This window comes from Halorubrum sp. B52, from assembly GCF_059752555.1.
In genome coordinates, this window is sequence record NZ_MWTG01000009.1 from 375,734 (window position 1) to 394,536 (window position 18,803).

At 69.0% G+C, this 18,803-nt stretch carries 19 protein-coding genes; 9 read left to right on the plus strand and 10 right to left on the minus strand.

Annotation, left to right across the window (positions count from 1 at the left end; all coding sequences use genetic code 11):
- Positions 1 to 99 precede the first annotated feature (99 nt).
- Entirely contained in the window at positions 100 to 906 is an 807-nt protein-coding gene (locus B4V04_RS10480) for a TrmB family transcriptional regulator (RefSeq protein ID WP_498231427.1), read from the plus strand.
- A gap of 155 nt (positions 907 to 1,061) precedes the next feature.
- A complete protein-coding gene (locus B4V04_RS10485; protein WP_498231429.1) occupies positions 1,062 to 2,099 on the plus strand; it encodes a sensor histidine kinase in 1,038 nt (345 codons plus the stop codon).
- Between the two features lie 142 nt (positions 2,100 to 2,241).
- Here the strand turns inward: B4V04_RS10485 and mptA are convergent, their stop codons facing one another.
- A complete protein-coding gene (gene mptA, locus B4V04_RS10490; RefSeq protein ID WP_498231431.1) occupies positions 2,242 to 3,171 on the minus strand; it encodes a GTP cyclohydrolase MptA in 930 nt (309 codons plus the stop codon).
- 247 nt (positions 3,172 to 3,418) lie between these two features.
- Here mptA and B4V04_RS10495 point away from each other — a divergent pair, with 247 nt between their 5' ends.
- The 5 genes from B4V04_RS10495 (at position 3,419) to B4V04_RS10515 (ending at position 7,135) form a co-directional block, all read left to right on the plus strand.
- Complete coding sequence (locus B4V04_RS10495; protein WP_498231433.1) at positions 3,419 to 3,712, plus strand: 50S ribosomal protein L21e; 294 nt, start codon at positions 3,419 to 3,421, stop codon at positions 3,710 to 3,712.
- 1 nt (position 3,713) lies between these two features.
- On the plus strand, positions 3,714 to 4,070 hold the full coding sequence (locus B4V04_RS10500; protein WP_498231435.1) for an RNA polymerase Rpb4 family protein: 357 nt from the start codon (positions 3,714 to 3,716) through the stop codon (positions 4,068 to 4,070).
- 577 nt (positions 4,071 to 4,647) lie between these two features.
- Positions 4,648 to 5,490 (plus strand): eIF2B alpha/beta/delta subunit family protein, encoded by an 843-nt coding sequence (locus B4V04_RS10505; protein WP_498231437.1) that lies wholly within the window; start codon positions 4,648 to 4,650, stop codon positions 5,488 to 5,490.
- Between the two features lie 201 nt (positions 5,491 to 5,691).
- The gene (locus tag B4V04_RS10510) at positions 5,692 to 6,645 is read left to right on the plus strand and encodes a DUF7260 family protein (RefSeq protein ID WP_498231438.1); all 954 of its coding nucleotides are present in this window, start codon (positions 5,692 to 5,694) and stop codon (positions 6,643 to 6,645) included.
- 226 nt (positions 6,646 to 6,871) lie between these two features.
- Positions 6,872 to 7,135, plus strand: a complete 264-nt coding sequence (locus tag B4V04_RS10515) for a HalOD1 output domain-containing protein (protein ID WP_498231440.1) — start codon at positions 6,872 to 6,874, stop codon at positions 7,133 to 7,135.
- A gap of 30 nt (positions 7,136 to 7,165) precedes the next feature.
- Here B4V04_RS10515 and wecB read toward each other — a convergent pair whose 3' ends face one another.
- A complete protein-coding gene (wecB, locus tag B4V04_RS10520) occupies positions 7,166 to 8,269 on the minus strand; it encodes a non-hydrolyzing UDP-N-acetylglucosamine 2-epimerase (RefSeq protein WP_498231442.1) in 1,104 nt (367 codons plus the stop codon).
- On the minus strand, positions 8,266 to 9,375 hold the full coding sequence (locus B4V04_RS10525) for a glycosyltransferase family 2 protein (RefSeq protein WP_498231443.1): 1,110 nt from the start codon (positions 9,373 to 9,375) through the stop codon (positions 8,266 to 8,268). Before B4V04_RS10525 ends, wecB begins: the two co-directional genes overlap by 4 nt.
- A gap of 601 nt (positions 9,376 to 9,976) precedes the next feature.
- On the opposite strand from B4V04_RS10525, the gene B4V04_RS10530 reads away from it, so the two are divergent.
- Positions 9,977 to 10,489, plus strand: a complete 513-nt coding sequence (locus tag B4V04_RS10530; RefSeq protein WP_144797994.1) for a DUF7344 domain-containing protein — start codon at positions 9,977 to 9,979, stop codon at positions 10,487 to 10,489.
- Between the two features lie 13 nt (positions 10,490 to 10,502).
- Here the strand turns inward: B4V04_RS10530 and B4V04_RS10535 are convergent, their stop codons facing one another.
- The 5 genes from B4V04_RS10535 to B4V04_RS10555 form a co-directional block, all read right to left on the minus strand.
- Positions 10,503 to 11,039 (minus strand): DUF7344 domain-containing protein, encoded by a 537-nt coding sequence (locus tag B4V04_RS10535; protein WP_498231444.1) that lies wholly within the window; start codon positions 11,037 to 11,039, stop codon positions 10,503 to 10,505.
- A gap of 398 nt (positions 11,040 to 11,437) precedes the next feature.
- A complete protein-coding gene (gene glmS / locus B4V04_RS10540; protein ID WP_498231445.1) occupies positions 11,438 to 13,249 on the minus strand; it encodes a glutamine--fructose-6-phosphate transaminase (isomerizing) in 1,812 nt (603 codons plus the stop codon).
- Positions 13,249 to 14,427, minus strand: a complete 1,179-nt coding sequence (locus tag B4V04_RS10545) for a sugar phosphate nucleotidyltransferase (RefSeq protein WP_498231446.1) — start codon at positions 14,425 to 14,427, stop codon at positions 13,249 to 13,251. Before B4V04_RS10545 ends, glmS begins: the two co-directional genes overlap by 1 nt.
- Complete coding sequence (locus B4V04_RS10550) at positions 14,424 to 14,549, minus strand: hypothetical protein (RefSeq protein WP_498231448.1); 126 nt, start codon at positions 14,547 to 14,549, stop codon at positions 14,424 to 14,426. The genes B4V04_RS10545 and B4V04_RS10550 overlap by 4 nt, the downstream gene beginning before the upstream one ends.
- Positions 14,550 to 14,811: 262 nt before the next feature.
- Positions 14,812 to 15,105: a HalOD1 output domain-containing protein gene (locus B4V04_RS10555; RefSeq protein WP_498231449.1), complete on the minus strand. Its 294-nt coding sequence runs from the start codon at positions 15,103 to 15,105 to the stop codon at positions 14,812 to 14,814.
- Positions 15,106 to 15,789: 684 nt separating this feature from the next.
- On the opposite strand from B4V04_RS10555, the gene glmU reads away from it, so the two are divergent.
- Complete coding sequence (gene glmU, locus B4V04_RS10560) at positions 15,790 to 17,010, plus strand: bifunctional sugar-1-phosphate nucleotidylyltransferase/acetyltransferase (protein ID WP_498231450.1); 1,221 nt, start codon at positions 15,790 to 15,792, stop codon at positions 17,008 to 17,010.
- Between the two features lie 54 nt (positions 17,011 to 17,064).
- On the opposite strand, the gene B4V04_RS10565 is transcribed toward glmU, so the two are convergent.
- The gene (locus B4V04_RS10565) at positions 17,065 to 17,268 is read right to left on the minus strand and encodes a DUF7563 family protein (protein WP_498231452.1); all 204 of its coding nucleotides are present in this window, start codon (positions 17,266 to 17,268) and stop codon (positions 17,065 to 17,067) included.
- Positions 17,269 to 17,430: 162 nt separating this feature from the next.
- Entirely contained in the window at positions 17,431 to 18,609 is a 1,179-nt protein-coding gene (locus B4V04_RS10570; protein WP_498231454.1) for an alpha-D-ribose 1-methylphosphonate 5-triphosphate diphosphatase, read from the minus strand.
- Positions 18,610 to 18,803 lie beyond the last annotated feature (194 nt).

Below are 18,803 nucleotides of genomic sequence, written 5' to 3' on the forward strand. Positions count from 1 at the left end.
GGTTCGGTCGGTCCTCCTTCGGCGGGGATTCGCCTCTCACCACTGCACCCGCGTGTAAACGGGCGACGTGTTTATGTCGATGCCGCGTGATCGACGCGTATGGCATCTCTCCGGGACCTGGGGCTCTCCGAGTACGAGGCTCGCGCCTACCGCGCGCTGCTGCGCACCGGGCCGACGACGGCGAAGGACCTCTCGCGAGCCAGCGAGGTCCCCATGGGACGGGTGTACGACGTGCTCAACAGCTTGGAGCAGCACAACCTCGTCCGGAGCCAGGCCGCCAGTCGGCCGAAGAAGTACGCGGCGGTCGAGCCCGACGCCGCGCTCGACCGCCTGCTCGACGAGAAGAAGCGCGAGCTGGAGACGCAGGCGGAGCAGTACGAGGAGGTGGTCGCCGACCTCTCGACGGAGCTCGACGCCGGGGAGCCGGTGGACGGCCAGTTCTGGACCGCGGCGGTCGGCGCGGAGGAGGCGACGGACCTCCTCTTGGAGCGGATCGCGGCCGCCGAGCGCCGGATGGTCGTCGTCGTCGGCGCGCCCGCGACCGGCTTCGACCTCGGCACGATCGGCGAACAGGTGGCCGCGGAGCTGGAGTCGGCACTGGAGCGAGGCGTCGAGATACGGGTGTTGCTGTCGCCGGAGACGGTGGACGCGCTGCCGCGGAGCGTCGGCCGACGCTACACCGCGGATATGTCCGATATGGAGGGGTTCGAGGTCCGGACGACCGCGGGCGTCGACGGGACGTTCAACGTGTTCGACGGCATCGAGGTGTGCATCGAGGTGCCGCACCCGCTCTCCGGCGACGAGCCGTTCGCGATGATCGACGTGAAGGACGCGGAGTTCGCGACGAGCGTGAGCGAGGAGTTCGAGCCGCGATGGTCGGAGGCGGAGCCGCTGTCGTTCGGGTGAGCCGGCTTGCTCTCGCTGCTCGACCACCGCGGCCTCCCGATCCGAGTACGGTCGATGCAGCGTATTACCGAACCGCTCCGTCCGGAGCGGGTCTGCGGACCGACGTCAGTTAATCGGAGTTTTTTACTGGTGTCCGGAGTCCTCGCTTACAGGTTATGGACAGTCCAACGGAGCCCGACTTCCGGTCGCTGATCGATTATCTCGACGGCATCTCGATCTGGATCGTTTCCGACCCGGGAACATTCGATTACGTCAGTGCCGGTGCGGAGGGGATCTGGGGAATCTCTGCGGAAACCATACGAGAGGACCCCTCCGAGCTGCTCGATCGGATCCATCCGGACGACCTCGAGACGGTTCTGTCGTACATGGAAACGGCCCCTGAACAGGTCTCCGAGGAGTCGTACGAGGCTCGCGCCGTCCGTCCGGACGAGACGGTCCGCTGGATCCACACGCGGCAGATTCCCATCCGAGACGGTGACGGCGACCTGCAGCGGATCGTCGGTATCTGTACCGACATCACTGAACTAAAGCGACGTGAGCAGGAGTTCGAAGCGCTCAATCGCATCCTCCGTCACGACATCCGTAACGACATGAGCATTATTCTCGGATGGGGCGAATTCCTCGAAGCACACGTGGATGACGACGGAGGCGCTCTGTTAGAGAAGATGCTGTCGGCTGCCGACGACGTGGTGGAGCTCACTGAGATCGCTCGTGACTACGCTGAAACCATCGCGAGCGGTGGGGACATGGAAACCCGACCGGTTTCGCTCCGTGCCGCCCTGGAAAAAGAGGTCCAACTGCGACGCGAATTCTTCCCCCAGGCGGAGTTCAGGGCCGACGGCGAGATCACGGACGTCGAAGTGATCGCGAACGAGATGCTCTCTTCCGTCTTCCGGAACCTGTTGAACAACGCCGTACAGCACAACGATACGGACGAGCCCGTCGTCGACGTCCGTGTAGAGACTCAGACTGACACCGTGGTTGTTGCCATCGCGGACAACGGTCCGGGGATCTCCCCCGAGATGCGTGACTCGATTTTCAAGGAAGGCCAGAAGGGAATACACAGTACGGGAACCGGTATCGGACTCTACCTCGTTCGAACGCTCATGGAGCAGTACGGCGGGGACATCTGGGTGACTGAGAATACCCCGACCGGAGCGGCGTTTCACGTCGAATTCGAGCGATCGGCGTAGACCTCCCAACGACGGTCCCGCGCGGCTTGTCCAATTCGCCGTCGTCAGCGACCGGTGATTTCGGATCGAAATACGCCTCTAGCGGGGGATTTCGACGGGGCTGCGACGGGAGGCCGATCGGGGAGCGAGTCCCGGACCTCACCTACCGCGCGTTCAGCTCCGCCCGCAGGTCGCCCATCGTGACTTCCCGCTCGGCGTGGGCGTTGTGCTGGTGGATCGACTCGTCGTTGGACTGTTTCATGCGGACCACGGCGTCTTCCGGCAGGTGGTCGAACTCCTCGACCGTGCCCTCGGCGAGCGCGCGGACGCAGTCCTCGACGAACTTCGCGTCGGCGTGGGCCTCGTAGGTCATGTGGTCCTCGTCCGGCCGCTTCGCCATGTTGTAGATCCGCGCGCTCATCGAGTCGCGGGCGACGTCGATGAGGTCGCGCAGGTCGAGGTCGGGGTGGCCGTCGGTGGTGACGGTGAGCGTCGCGTGGCCGCGCTGGGAGTGGCCCGGCTGCGGGACGGCCTCCAGGAACGCCTCCGTCGTCTCCTCGTCGACGCCGAGGTCGGCGAGCTTCTCGCGGGCGCGGGACTCGCTCATCCCCTGCGAGCAGGGGCAGACGGTCATCCCAGTGACCTCCGCGCCGATCTCCTCGCGGGTGCCCGCCTCGGTCGCGGTCGCGCTGGCGATGATCGTCGACGTGCTCTGCGTCTCGATCCCGGACGCCGGCGTGTCCTCGCGGGTGACCAGCTCCGCCGTCATCGACACCTCGGCGGTGGTGGTGTAGTCGTGCTTCTCTAAGAGCCGCTCGGCGGCGTCCCCGCAGACCTCCTCGACGCGGTACGCCTCCTCGCGGGTGATCTCCTCTAAGATCTCGTCGATCGTCGCGAGGTTCCGCGACATGTCGATCCCCTTGCGCCCGCTCGGGAGGTCGACGAACACCTCGAACTCGGCCATGAGGACGATGGGGCGCTTGTCCCCGCGGGCGAGCTTGACGAGCTTCTCCACGCCGGTGACGCCGACCTGCGAGAGGCCGACGGTGACGTCGGGCGCCGACGCCTGTACGTCCGGCAGCTGATGGCTCATTACGAACACGGTAGGGAACTGCCGGGATTAGCACTTTCGATAGGGGGTCTCCCATAGGGTAGTTCTCGCGCCCGTCGCGAGGGGTTTCGAGCCGTGCTCGGCCGCGTGATCGAGGGTCGACGCCGACCGGCGTTCGCCGACTCGCGGCGACGCGTCTGCGGTGGCGTCCCGCGGTGTGGTACCCGCTCTCGGGCGACGCCCGTAACGCACCATTTATACCTGCGGCAGCGGAACGTAGCCCAAGACCATGCCGAGTTCCAATGGGCCCCAGAAGGCGACTCGCGACAAGCTCTCGAACAAACCGCGCGACCGCGGCACGTCGCCGCCGCAGCGAGCCATCCAGGAGTTCGAGAGTGGCTCGCAGGTCCACCTCAAGATCGACCCCAGCGTCCAGGAGGGTCGCTTCCACCCGCGCTTCGACGGCCGGACCGGCACCGTCGTGGGCAAGCAGGGCGCCGCGTTCAAAGTCGAGATTCCGGACGGCGGGAAGACGAAGACGCTCATCGTCCGCGCCGCCCACATGAGCGCCCAGCAGAACTGAGATGACGATCTTCAAAGAGAAGGTCGACGAGGAGTACGTCACCATCTCCGAGGCGAAGGAGGTCCTCGTGGACATCGAGGCGGAGCGCGCCGAGGACGAGGACCGCGACCTCCGCTACGAGCTCGCCCGCGCGATCGAGCACGTCAACCGGTTCGCCCGGCTCGACGCCGAGGAGTCCCGCGAGCTCGTCGAGGAGCTGACGGAGTTAGAGCAGATCGACGTCCCCACCGCGGTGAAGATCGCCGACCTCCTCCCCGAGGACCGCACCGAGCTGCGCTCGGTGTTCGCCCAAGAGCGGTACTCGCTCGACGGCGACGAGCTCGATGACGTGCTCGACGTCGTCGCGAAGTACGCCTGATACCTCACGGAGCGCGTCTTTTCGGCTGCGACTCTCTTCGATCGTCGGGACTTCTTCACAACTCCAACCGCTCGGTCGTACATCGTCACTCGGCGATCTGCAGTGGCCATCTCCAAAGCCCCAGCCGCTCGGCTATACCTCACTACTCGGTGACCAGCGGTGAACACTTCCAAAGCCCCAGCCGCTCGGCTATACCTCACTACTCGGTGACCAGCGGTGAACACCTCCAAAGCCCCAGCCGCGAGGCGGGCGCACGCTCGCTGCGCGCTTCAATCGCTCGCGATGCTCGCTCTTTCCAGTGCTTGCGTCGCCTGCGCCCGCCTCGCGGCTGCCCCTTTGAGTCCCGCCCCGCACCGCACAGCACCGCGGCCTCACGCCTCCCCAGCCTCGTCGCTGGCGCCGCCGGCGCCAGCGACTCCCTCGCGCACGCTGCTCGGCCGCGACTCGCGGCCTCGCAGGCGCGCGCCACCGCGTCCGTGACGGAGGTACGTCGACCTCGCCGTCGGCCGGATTCGTCGCCGCGAGCGATCGACGAAACCCCGGAACCCCTTTGAACGGTCGCAACGAGGATATCGGTATGATCGACGAGACCGTCGCCGAGATCCGGGCGATGCGGACCCACAGCACGTCGGCGGTGGCCGTGAAGGCGACGCGCGCGCTCGCGGAGCTGCTCGACCGCGAGTACGTGACGGTCGACGAGTTCGAGCGCGACTTGGAGCACAACGCGGGCGTGCTGCGCCGGTCGAACCCCTCGCACGCCGCGCTCCACAACGCGATGCGCGACGTCGAGCGCTCCATCATCGGCGAGCCGACGAGCGTCGAAGACGCCAAACAGCTGCTACAGGAGACCATCGACCGCGTCGCCGACGACATCGAGACGGCGAAGGGGGAGGCCGCCGCCAACGCGGCCGAACGCATCGAGGACGGCGACACGCTGTTGGTCCACGACTACTCCACGACGGTGCTGGAGTCCATCGAGACCGCCGCCCGCGACGGCGCGCACCTGACCGTCTACGTCACGGAGGCGCGCCCGCGCACCCTGGGCCGGAAGACGGCGCGAGTGCTCGCCGGGATGTCCCGCGTCGACGTCCACATGGTCGTCGACAGCGCGATGGGGTACGCCCTGCGCGACTGCGACCACGTCCTCCTCGGGATCACCTGTATCACCGGCGGCACCTACTACAACCGGGTCGGGACCTTCCCGGTCGTCGTCACCGCTCGCGAGCTCGGCGTCCCGGTGACCGCGGTCGGCTCGGGCGCGAAGACGATCGAGGAGTTCCGCTTCGAGAACGAGTTCCGCGACGCCGTCGAGGTGATGCGCGAGCCGGTCGAGGACGTCGAGATCGAGAACCCGAGCTACGACGCCACCCCGATCGGCATGGTCGACACCGTGATCACCGACGACGGCGTCGTCGAGTAGCCGGGCCGTCCGCTTCTCTGACCCGACTGCCGGCCGAGCTCACCCGTTACGTGAGGCCGATCAGCAGCGGCGGAACTGCGCCGTCCCGACCGCCGTCGCTCCGGCCGTCGCGGAGCCGATCCCGTCGCGGTGCGAGGAATCTTTCTTTACGCCGGAAAACGGACGTAAATGCTTTGTGTGTGCACCGTGTTAACGGATACAATGAGTGTGTATTCGGGCTCCGCCAACGCCTTTCGGATCCCCGGTTCGGACCCGGCGGCGATGGAGGAGTGTACGAGCTTCTCGTGTGAGGTCGGCGCGGCGGCGAGCGAGCCGACCGTCGTCGTCGCGGCGGTCGTCGTCGGGCTCGCGGCGTTCCTCGCGTTCGCGTACGTCCGCGAGGCGGTCGACGCCGGCCAGCACGAGCGGCGGCGCGTCCTCGCCGAGCGCGACGCGTTCGAGGAGTTCGCGGACCGCATCGACGCGCTCGATCCGGCGCCGGCCGAGTCGACGGCGTCGGGGTTCGACGGGCCGATGGCGACGGTCCGCACGGTCGACCGCGCCGGCGGCGACGTCAGGCTCAGGCGCGTGTTGGCGGCGTACCGCGACACGGTGATGTCGGTGCCGCACTACAGGGAGGAGTACGACGAGACGGTCCCGGAGAGCCTCGCCGCGGAGCTGGGTCCCGACACGGCGACCGCGCTGGCGTCGAACGGCACCCTGTCCGACGCGGCGCAGTCGGCGCTCGTCGGTCGGAGCCGACGGGCGGCCGACGCGCGCTCCTCGCTCGCCGAGGCGATCGGCGAGGAGATCGAGGCGCTGCGAGCGTTCGAGGACGACCTCTCCTGCGTCGACCGCCGTCGGAGGCGGCTCCTCGAACACCTCGACGGCGTCTCCGGGGCCGGGACCGACGCGGCGATCGACGTTTGGGAGCGGCTCGAGGACCTCGAACGCGAGTGCGACGGGATCGCCGCCGAGCGGCAGGAGGCGATCACCGACCCGCCCATGACGCCGGACTCCGCGGTCGACGTCGACGGGGACCACGCCTTCTACGAGTACCTGTACGGGCCGACAGACGGGCCCCTCTACCCCGTGTTGGCGCAGGTCTCCGAGCTCGCGGAGCGGATACGCACGGACCGTGACGGCGTCGCGAGCCGGTTGGCGGGCGGTCAGTAGTCCGAGCGGGGCGGGGGGTACGCCGGGCCGACGGAGGGTACGCCGGGCCGACGATCAGCGGACCGCGGAGTTCGACGCGACGCTCTGAGCGGCGGCTCGCGACGACGACGTGGGCGGCGGGCATCTCTCCGACGCCGCGCCATCGCCTGACGTGGTACTACGTGTGTAGTGCCCGCTCGATTGACATGCCATACACGTCGTCACAACCGAGATGCCCCCGTAGCCGTTGGATACATCCACGCACATGACCCCGGACCTCGCCGACACTCTCTGCTGGGACATCGTCACGACCGTCGCGGACGAACGCGGGATCGAACCCGACCGGATCGACGACCGCCTGTACGACGTGGTCGACGTCGAATCGCTGGCGCGCCTCGTCGAGCAGGCTCAACGCGCCGACTCGATGGAGCTCTCCGTCTCGTTCCGGATGGCCGGCTGCTTCGTCACCGTGACCGGGGACCGGACCGTCCGAGCGAGCGCTCCGAACTAGCCCCCGACCGGAACCGAACGCGGACCGTCCTCACCGTACCACCTCCTCGCGTTCCGTGCTCACCGGAAGCGCGTCGAGGATCCGCTCCGCGGCCCCGCCGGTCCCGTAGGGGTTCCGCCACTCCCCGTCCGCGTCGAGCGCCTCGGTCACCGAACGGCAGACCCCGTCGGGATCGCACGGGCTGAGTCGGTTCGCGCCGACCTCGGTCGTCTCCGACCGCTCGGTTTCGTTTCGCACGGTCACGCAGGGGGTCCCGAGGATGCACGCCTCCTCCTGCACGCGGCTCGAGTCGGTGACGACGGCCGCCGAAGCCGACAGGAGCCGCACGAACGTCGCGTACTCCCGCGAGTCGACGGTCCGAACCGGAACGGCTCCGTCGAGACCGGAGCCCCCCGAGCGGTCGCGAGCGCGCGGACGGACCGGACGGACGACCTCCAGGCCGCGTGCGCTCCCGGAGCGGGCGGCCCCCTCCAGAAGCGAGCGGAAGCGCTCCGGGTCGTCGACGTTCTCCCGTCGATGGACGTCCACGAGGAGGAATCCGCCCGCTCGGAGGCCGAACTCGTCGAGCACCTCGCTCTCCGGGGGCGAACGGTCACGGACGCGCTCGAGGGCGTCGACCGCCGTGCTCCCGGTGACGGTGATCCGCAGCTCCGTGACCCCCTCGCGGACGAGATACCACCGGGCCTTCTCCGTCGTGGCGAACAGGTAATCGGCGACGTGATCAACGACCACTCTGTTCGTCTCTTCCGGCGCCGACCGGTCGAAGCTCCTGAGCCCGGCCTCGAGGTGAGCGACCTCCGGACGCATCTTGCTCGCCGCGACCGCGCCGGCGAGGGCGCTGTTCGTCTCTCCGTGTACGACCGCGACCGCCGGGTCGGTCTCCGCGAGCGCCCGCTCGACCCCGGCCAACATCATCCCCGTCTGCTTCCCGTGCGGCCCCGGGCCGACGTCGAGGGTGATGTCGGGGGCCGACAGGTCGAACCGGTCGAACGCCGCCCGCTCGAGCGTTTCCGCGCGGTGTTCTCCCGTGTGTATCACCGCGTGATCCACGCCGCGCCGCTCGCACGCCCGGATCACGGGCGCGAGCCTGATCGCCTCGGCCCCGGTGCCGAGCACGAACGCGACCTCCGTCATCGACCGTCCGCCTCCGGGTCGTCGCCGGTCGTTCCGCCGTCGTGAGCCATGTCCAGTCCCCGGTCGTCGTAGACGGCTCCGACGCGAGCGCTCCCGTCGATTCCGAGCGGGCCGATGTCGTGAACCAACCCCTCGTTCTCCACGACGTCGAGCCACGTCCCGAACAGCACCAGCAGGAGTCCGAGCGTCGCGACGACGAACGACGTCATGCCGCCGAGGAACGTGTCGACGCCGGCGCTCCACAGCGAGTAGCCGCCGGCGGCGACGCCGGCGAGCAGGACGACGGCGCCGAGCGCGTAACACGCCGCCAGCGGGTGGAACCGCCGGAGCACGTACGACCGGCCGATCCGTTTGAGGAAGTTCCGCGCGATCAGCGCCGAGAGCCGCGGCACGAACGTCGAGTACCGGATGGTGCTCCGCTCGTCGCCGTACCGCGCCGGGTGGGCGACGTCGGCGATCGGCTGCCGGTTCACGTTCAGCGCGAACAGGAGGTCGTTGAGGAACCCGTACCGGTCGTACAGTCGGTCGAAACGGACGATCTGGAGGCCCTCGTTGGAGATCGCCGTGAACCCGTTCTGCGGGTCGGACAGCTCCCAGTACCCGCTCGAGACGCGCGTCAGCATGGTGAGGAGGAGGTTCCCGAACAGCCGCCAGCGCGACATCGAGGCGTAGTCGCGACTGGCCCGGAGCCGGTTCCCCTTCGCGTACGTCACCTCGCCGGCCGCGACCGGCTCGATGACCCGCTCGAGGTGTGCGGGATCCATCTGGCCGTCGCCGTCCATGACGGCGACCACGTCGATTCCGTCGTCGAGCGCGCGGGCGTAGCCCGTCTTCACCGCCGCGCCCGCCCCGCGGTTTCGTTCGTGTCTGATCGGTACCACGCTGGTCGTCTCCTCCGCCGTTCCGCCGGCCCCGTTTCGAGTCGCCGCCCGTTCGTTCCGACGCCGCGCGTGTTCGCGTATCTCCGGCCACGTCTCGTCGGTCGACGCGTCGTCGACCGCGTATATCCGGTCGACGTAGGAGGGAATCGTCTCGATCACCCCGCCGACGTGACCGGCCTCGTTGTACGCCGGGACGACAACGCCGACGGTCTCGCCGTCGTACATCTCAGTTTCGGTCCCCGCCGCGGTCCCCGCGTCGGTCCGTTCCGAATCGGGGGCGCAGGGGCCGTCGGTTCCGCTTCGTTCGGCGCGTGCTAGTGGTCATGTCGGAGGCTCCGTGTTGGTCCCCCCGGGCCGAGTCCGCGCTCGGACCCGCCCGGCGGAGCATACCACGACAACGCTTTGACACGGCTTTTGTTATACACTGCCTCACCCGTCGACATCGTCCGGTCTCCGCTTCGTCCCGGGGGCGAAACCGGCCTCTCGGCCCCTGCCGACGGTCGGCGATCGTTCGCCTCGCTCCCGTCGCAGTCGTCGGATTTCCGCGCGAGCCAGCGCCGTGCGCGGACCGGTCGTGCACGCCGCCCTCCGGGCGGGCACTCGGCTCGCTCCGTCGCTCGCCCGTCACCGTCTCGCGTCGTTCCGGAGCCGGGGACGCCCGCATCGACCGATCGCCGTCCCGGTCCGGACGCGGGCAATCAGGGAGTGAATAGCGCCGATATGGGGGTGATAACAAACTGAGTATGGGTTGATCGGGTACCCGTTCACCCAAGTCGACCGCAGGAACGGTGGCCGTCGTCTGCGCGCGAAGCGGAGATCTGAACCCATGGAGGAAATCACGAAAGACGAGGTGTTCGAGGTGCTGAGTAGTTCGCGGCGACGGCTGATCCTGTACCATCTCCACCGACGCGGTGGCAGGGCGGTGTTACGGGATCTCGCAAAGGACACGGCGAAGGCCGAGAGCGACGGCGAGGTCGACGACGACATCGTCAAGCGGTTCTACATCTCGCTGTACCAGACCCACGTTCCGAAGCTGGAGGAGGTCGGTCTGGTCCGGTACGACAGCGACACGAAGGCGGTGTCGCTGACGGACCGGATCGAGGAGGTCGAAGCGATCTTGGAGTCCGAATCGGAGCCGCGCCGCCGATGGCCGGTGTACTACGGAGCCCTCGCGGTCGTCGGCAGCGCGCTCGCCGTCGTCCAGCTTATCGGGCTCGCTCCGCCGGTGACGAGCGTCGCGTTCGCCGCCGCGCTGCTGTCTCTCGCGGCGTTTCAGTACTACGAGACGGAGCTCAAGCAGCGGGAGTACCACTTCCTCGAGCAGCTCGTCAGCGACTGAGCCCCCTTCGCGGTCAGGTCGCCGACTGCAGGGCGACGATCACGAAGATGCCGACGACGCTGAGGAGCGTCCACGTGACCGCGGGCACCGCGGCGAGCGGGCCGAGGCCGAGGGCGCCGGCCGTGACGACGGCGACGACGCCGCCCGCGACGGCGGGGATCGCCCACGCCCTCTCGGTCCCCTCCGCCGTCTCCCCGTCGTCCTCGTCGAGGTCCATGTACTCCAGCAGCTGCGCGACGGACGCCTGCAGCTCGATCGTCCCGCGGTTCTTGTCGTACTCGATCACCCCGAGCGAGTCCATCTTCGGGAGGTGACACTGGTAGAGCCCGATGTAGACGCGTTTCCGCTGGTCGGAGGAGAGCTGTCGGACGGTGGTGTCGTTCTCCTTCGCGGCGATGTGCTCCGCGAGGTCGTTCAGCACCGCCTCTCCGTCGTTCTCCCGTAAGTACCGAATAACCGTCCGCCGCCGCTTGTTCTTCAGCAGATCGAATATTTCCCCCTTGGTTAACTCCGCGCCGCCCGAGCGTGACGTCTTGCCGATATCGTCCAAGTTAGCGACGTCCGTCCCCGACGATTCGGCGACTGTACCCCCTGTCGATTGCCCGCTAGGTGACCCCGATTTTCCCGCTGACATTGACCTGCGTTACACGTACCCCTACCTTAGATATACGGAAATTAACTCTCGTTGACCTTACTCGTCGGCGTTATCTCGCAGTGAGAACGTCGATCGCGACCGAACCCGAGCCGCTCCGCTGCCGGCGCTCCGAGCCTTGAAACCGTATAATGCGTTGTTAATATGACGTTTCTCCGACCCGTTCTCGGTCATCGGGGGCGTCCGTCCGGTTCCCCCGGTTCCGGCCGATTCCGGTTCTCCGCCGGGATCGCGCGTTCGTACGGCGTGACCGCGCGTTGGCACCGAGGGGCCGCGATTCGTCCCCGGCCGCCGCCTCACTCGACGGTGACGCTCTTCGCGAGGTTCCGCGGCTTGTCGATCGCGCGCGACAGCTCGTCCGCGGCCATGTACGACACCAGCTGGAGCTGGACGTTCGCGAGGATGCCGGCGACGTCGTGGTGCGTGTCCGGGATCCGAAGCACGTGGTCCGCGTAGTCGTCGATCCTCGCGTCGTTGTCGGCGCTCACGGCGATGATGGGCGCGTCGCGCGCGCTCACCTCCTTGGCGTTGTGCAGGGTCTTGGTGTCGTTCCGTCCGGTGAAGACGGCGAACACCGGCGTGTTCTCGGTGACGAGCGCGAGGGGACCGTGTTTGAGCTCGGCGGCCGAGAACCCCTCCGCGTGGTCGTACGTGATCTCCTTGAACTTCAGCGCCCCCTCGAGCGCCACCGGATGGGCGACGCCCCTGCCGATGAAGAAGTACGAGTCGGCGTCCCGATACGCGGCGGCGACGGACTCCGCGGCCGGCTCGTCGAGGATCTGCTGGACGTCGTCCGGCAGCGCCGCGAGCGAGCTGAGCAGCTCGCTCGACTCGCGGGGGCTCGCGCCGTTCGTGTCGTAGCTCAGCCGCTCGCTGAGCAGGATCAGCGCCGCCACCTGCGAGGAGAACGACTTCGTCGCGGCGACGCCGATCTCCGGTCCCGCGCGGATGCACACGGTGTGCTCGCACTCCCGCGTGATCGTGGACCCGACCACGTTCGTCAGGGCGAGCGTGCGGGCGCCCGTCCCCTGGACGCTCCGTATCGCCGAGAGCGTGTCGGCGGTCTCCCCGCTCTGGGTGACGGCGATGACGAGCGTGCCGTCGTCGACGGGTGGCGGGTTCGAGCCGTACTCCCCCGACAGGAACGCCTGCGCCGGGATCCCGCGGTCCGCGAGCAGCGTCGTCGCGTACACCGCCGCGTGGTAGGAGGTGCCCATGGCGACGAGGTGTACCGACTCGACCCCGTCGAACGCGTCCTCAGGGAGCTCCTCGAACTCGACGCGACCCTCGAGGGGGTCCATGCGACCCCGAATGGTCTGTCGCAGCGCGGCCGGCTGCTCGTGGATCTCCTTGAGCATGTAGTGGTCGTACCCGCCCTTGCCGGCGTCGTTCGGGTCCCAGTCGACCGTCTCGAACGAGCGCTCCACGGGCTCCCCGTCCGTGTCGGTGATCGAGTACCCGTCCGGACGTATCGCGACCACGTCGCCGTCGCGGAGGTAGACCACCTCGTTGGTGTACTCGAGGAACGCCGGCACGTCGCTCGCGAGGTAGTACGCGTCGTCCGCGCGGCCGAGCACGAGCGGCGACCCGCTTCGGGTGCCGAACACGGTGTCGGAGCCCTCGAACACCGCGGCGATGGCGTAGCTCCCCGAGAGCCGATCGACCGTTCGCCTGAACGCCGCCTCCGGTCCGTATCCGGCCGAGAGGAACTCCTCGAGGAGGTGCGGAACCACCTCGGTGTCGGTGTCGCTCGTGAACTCGTGTGCGGTCAGCTCCGTCTTCAGCTCGGCGTAGTTCTCGATGATCCCGTTGTGGACGACGGCGACCCGGCCGAGGCAGTCGGTGTGCGGGTGCGCGTTCGCGTCGGTCGGCGGCCCGTGCGTGGACCACCTCGTGTGTCCGATCCCGGTCGCCCCGCGGACGGCCGACTGGTCGACGGCGTCGCAGAGGACGTCGATCTCGCCCTCGTGTTTCACCACCTCGATCCCGTCGGGCGTCACGGTGGCGACCCCCGCGGAGTCGTACCCGCGGTACTCCAGGTTGCGGAGCCCGGTGAGGAGCTCCGCGATCGCGGGCCCCTCGCCGACGCGTGCGGTGATCCCGCACATTACGCCACCACCTCCGCGTTCTCGGGGACGTCGCGACGGAGCGCGATTCCCGGCGCCACCGTCCCCCGCGGCCCGATCCGACAGCCCGGCGTGATCGTGACGTTGGCGCCCACGGTGGCGCGGTCGGCGACGACGCCCCCGAGCCGGCGGTCCGCGTACTCGACGCCGTCGACGACGAGCGTCGCCGACCGGCCCGGCGAGACCGTCCCGTCGCCGATCGTCGCCCCGCCGCCGACGATGGTGTCTCGGAGCAGCGCGTTCGCGCCGATCCGCGAGTCGGGCCCGACGATCGACCCCTCGATCACCGCGTTCTCGCCGACGATCGTACTGGAGAGGAGACAGGTGCCGCCCTTTACCACGGCGCCGGCCGACACCTTGCAGTCGGGGCCGATCAGCACGTTCTCGCCGATCACGGCCGACTCGTGGACCCGCGCCGACGCCTTCACCCGCTCGGCCGCGTCCGCGAGCGTCGGGTGCGCGTAGAGGATCCGCTCGTTCGTTCGGAGGAGGTCCCACGGGTAGGAGGGGTCGAACCAGACGCCGTTCGGCGTCGCGGCGATCACGGGGCCGTCCAGCCCGGCGATCGCTCCGGTCAGGGGTCGTTCCCCGTCCTCGAACTCGGTCCGCTCGAGCGCGTCGAACACCGACTCGTCGAACGCGTACACGCCGGCGTTGATCCGCGCCGACACGCCGTCGCCGCGCTCGTCGATCCGGTCGACGAGCCCGTCTTTGACGCCCACCGTGCCGTACTCGTCGGTCCGCTCCGACGTGGCGACCGCGAGACAGGCGGCGGCGTCCGACTCGGCGTACCGCTCGGCGGTGACGCGCACCATCGTCTCGTCGATGACGTTGTCCCCGTTCACCACGAGGAACTCCCCGTCGACGTGATCGGCCGCGGCCTGCAGCGCGTGGCCGCTTCCCAGCTGCGTCGACTGCGTGACGTAAGTGAGGTCGACCCCGCGGTAGGAGTTCTCGAACCGGTTCTGGATCCGGTTCCGCCCGTGGCCGACCACGAGGACGACGTGGTCGACGCCGGTCTCGACCACCGCGTCGAGCGGGTACTCCAGTATCGGTCGTCCGGCGACCCGGAGCATCGGCTTCGGCTGGTAGCGAGTGAGCGGCCTGACACGCCGACCCTCGCCGGCCGCGAGGACGACCGCCTGATCCAGGGCGCTCATCTCTCGACCCCTGCGTCGCGCGCCGCGACGTCGCCCGCCGACGCCCCGCCGACGAGCACGCTCGCACCGCTAACGCGCACGTTCGCCTGCGTTTCCCTGCCGTGGAGGACGTATCGATCCATGCCATCCCTTGCCGTACGGGTGAGCATTGTAATGCGGAACCTTTCGGAACCCGCCGAGCGGGAGGTCGAACGACCGAAACGCAGAACGTCCGTTATGTCCGTCCTACCGCGGCTGTCGGTCCGACACGGGTTTCGACGGACGGAGGGGAGACTGCGGCGAAGAGGAAATCGACGGCGACGAAGAGGAAATCGACGGCGACGAAAAGCGGCATCGACGGCGGCGGAGATCGAGAGGGCGTCGGCGGCGACCGCGGTCCCGTCGCTACTGGCGGAGCGTCACCAGGTCGTCGGTGATCTCGACCACGTAGCCGCAGTAATCGAAGGAGAGCCGTACGCCGGACCGCCCGACGGCGTGGTCCGAATCGAAGAGCCCCTCGATCGATTCGGGGTCGATGACGTCGGCCAGAACCGGCAGCTCGCCCGGGTTGACGGACTCGGCTTCGGCTACCGCCCGGACTATCGTCACCGTCGTCGACGTGTCGGCCTCGGTCGGGGCGCGCTCGATGATAGTCGTGTCGGTTCCGGCGAGTGTACGGTGGTTATTGGCGTGGGACATCGTGTGCTTTGAGTCCTTGAACACGGCACGTCGCCGATTCTATAAATAGTGTCGATCCCGTATCGGCGGCCCCGACAGCGCCGGGTCTGCGTGATCGCTCGCCCGTCGGTTCGCGTCGCTCTCGATAGTTCGGCCGTCGGTTCGCGTCACCCCCGATCGATCGTCGTTTCGTGCGCACGACCCCATCCGAGCGGGTGTTTCGTGCGCACGACCCCGTCCGAGCGGGTGTTTCGTGCGCACGACCCCGTCCGAGCGGTCGTTTTGTTCGTGTTAAACGCTGACATTTTCGCGGTGCACGTCACGGTCGTTTTTGATAATTAGAGCGTACTCCGAGTATGGCGCGTATAGTAAATATCCGGCGGGAAGACGTCTCGACCGTACCGTGGCTGAGGTAGACTGTCCCATGACCCCGGACACCCGCGTCAGTTGCGGTACGGCCCCCGCCTCCGTTTCTTCGTGACGTCGGCTCCACCGGCAGACGCCTCGGAGACGCTTCGTCGCCGCTCGTCGCGACCGCGTGCAGGTCGGTCGCCGGAGTCGTTCGCGTCGGCGGGCCGAGTCGCGTTGACGTCGAGCCAGAATCTCATCTGAGAGTCGAACGCGACGTGGACGTCGCGACGGCGAGCGCGGCGGTCCCCGATAGCGGCCGCATACTAAACTCCCGTTCCGCGGTATCGGCGGCCCATGCAAGCAGTCATTCTCGCCGCGGGACGGGGCACGCGGATGGGCCCGTTGACGGAGACGACGCCGAAGCCGATGCTGCCGGTGGCCGACGCCCCGCTCGTCGAACACGTCGCCGACGCGGCCGTCGAGGCCGGCGCCGACGAGCTCGTGGTGACCGTCGGCTACGGCGCCGACCGGCTCCGGGAGCACCTCGGTGACGCCCATCGGGGCGTCCCGGTTCGGTACGCGGTACAGGAGTCACAGCGCGGGACCGCGGACGCGCTGGCGGCGGCGGCCGACCACGTCGACGGCGCGTTCGCCGTGCTGAACGGGGACTCGCTGTACCGCGGCGCGGACCTCGCCCGCCTGTTCGAGTCGCCGCCGCGGATCGGCGCGTTCCGCGTCGACGACCCCTCCCAGTACGGCGTGTTGACCGTCGACGGCGACGCGGTGACCGAGGTCCGCGAGAAGCCGTCCGATCCGGCGACGGACCTCGTCAACGCCGGCGCGTACTCCTTCTCCGCCGAGACGGTCGACCTGCTCGACGTGTCGGAGAGCGAGCGGGGGGAGCGCGAGCTCACCGACGTGCTGGCCCGAGTGATGGCCCGCGAGGAGCTCGGCTACGCGGTCTTAGAGGAGTGGATGGACGTCGGCCGGCCGTGGGAGCTGCTGGAGGCCAACGAGCGGCGACTCCCCGGCGGCGACTCGGAGACGCGCGGCGGCCACGACGGCGTCCGTCCGGACGCGGCGATACGCGGCGACGTCCATTCGAACGCGACGATACGCGGCGACGTGGTCGTCGAGGAGGGCGCGACGGTCGGTCCCGGCGTCGTCGTCGAGGGGCCGGCCCTGCTCCGGTCCGGCTGCTCCGTCGGGCCGAACGCGTACGTCCGCGGCGCGACGCTGATCGGTGAGGGAGCGCGCGTCGGCCACGCGGTGGAGATCAAAAACAGCGTCCTGATGGCGGACGCGACGGTCGGACACCTCTCGTACGTCGGGGACAGCCTCCTCAGTCCGTCGGTGAACCTCGGCGCCGGGACGAACGTCGCGAACCTGCGGCACGACGGGGAGCCGGTCGCCGCGACCGTGAAGGGAGAGCGCGTATCGACCGGCCGCAGGAAGTTCGGCGCGGTGCTCGGCCCCGGCGTGAAGACCGGCATTCAGACGGGGATCAACGCCGGCGTGACGCTCTCTGCGGGCGCGCGGACGGAGCCCGGCGAGATCGTCCGCCGCGACCGGTGACCCGGCGAGGTCGTCCGGGGGCGTCCGGGACGCCGACGGCGCTCGGTGGGGCCGTTACGGCGCTCGGAGGGACCGCTCTCGGTCCGCGTCGTCTCGCCGCGCCGCTTCGCCGTTCGAGAGCCGGTTCCGCGGGAGACAGTCGAGGCAGCCGTGAACCGTGTCTCCCATCCCGAACACGCGAACGAATCTCCGACTCACGGCCGCCCCGCACCGACCACAGCGACGGTTGACGTCCGTCGCGGTCTCGGGCTCTGTCATACCTCTCGGAGGGAAAGGAGATTATTTTACTATACGCCGGATAGCGGGGCCGGTCGAACGCGAACGCGGATTTGTCCCCCGTTAACTCGACACGTTCGCCCGCCGACCGGCTCGCGCTCGCTCCCTGCCGGGTCGGTCGGCGTCTGCCCCCGGCCGAGGCGGTCAGCGCCCGACCGGCCGAGGAGCGGATCTGGTGGCCGTCGCGTCGCCGGTTCGGATCGCTTCCGCCCCCGCGACGAGCGCTCGCTCGACGGTCGGGGTCGGCGACGGGTCGACGACGACGAGGTCCGCGCGGGCGCCCACCTCGATCCGTCCCCTGTCCGGGAGGCCGGCGACGTCGGCCGGGTTCCGCGTGACTCGATTGACGCGAGTGGACAGCGGCTCCCCGGTGTCGACGAACGGCGCCGCGAGCAGCGACGCCGGGTGGTAGTCCGAACAGAGGACGTCGAGAACGCCCGCCTCGATCGCCTCGGCGGCGCTCAGGTTGTCCCAGAGGCTCCCGCCGCGCACGAGGTTCGGCGCGCCCATCACGGTCGCGAGGCCGAGGGCCTTCGCGCGCCGGGCCGCGTCGAGCGTGAGCGGGTACTCGCTTATCGCGGCCCCGTGGTCCGCCATCGTCTCGACGTCCGCCCGGCACTCGTCGTCGTGGGACGCGAGCGGGGCGTCGACGCGCCGAGCGAGCCCGGCGACCCGGTCGATCCGCCGGTTCCGGCTCGCGTCGTCCATCCCGCCCCGCTCTTCCGCGGCGGTCTCGGCGGCGTCGGCCGGCCAGTTCCGGTCCTCGACGTAGTGCCGCTCGAACGACTCGGCGTCGTACTGGCCGTCGCCCGGGGCGTGGTGCATCACCGACACGAGGTCGACGTCGACCTCTGCCGTCAGCTCCTCGACCGCGGCGGCGCTCGCGTCCGCGAGCTCGCAGCGCGCGTGCACGCGGTTGTCCCCGAGCGTGTCCGCCCCGCGCTCGACGGCCCGGGCGAGGCGGGCCGCGTTCTCGAGGCTCCGACCGTCGTCGGGCGCCTCCTCGAACGCGAGGGCGTGGAACTTCGTGGTCACCCCGTGGAGGACGTTCATCCGATCCGTCGTGGCGAGCGCGGTCGTCGGGTCGGTCTCGGCGCCGGACCGCGGCGCGAACTGCCCCTCGATGTCGTCCCCGTGGAGGTCGATCAGCCCCGGCATGACGACGCGGCCGTCGGCGTCGATGACGGTGCCTCCGTCCGCCGAGACGTCCTCCGCCCGATCGACCCGGACGATGCGCTCGCCGGCCACGACGACGCGACCGTTCTCGACGACGCCCGACGGCGTGACGACCCGTCCGTTCCTGACCTCGAGGAACTCCGTCACGACGGCCACCTCCCGGAGCGGTCCCGTTCCGGCGGCGCGGTCGCCGACCCCTCTCTCCGTCCGATCGCGGGGAACCTCGCGCTCATGATCTCTCTCCTAGGGAGAGTAGCGATATTGTTAAGCAGTTACAACCGCCGCTCGCCGGCCCCGTTCCGACGCGATACGCGGCGGTTACTAATCAGCGCAGATCCCGT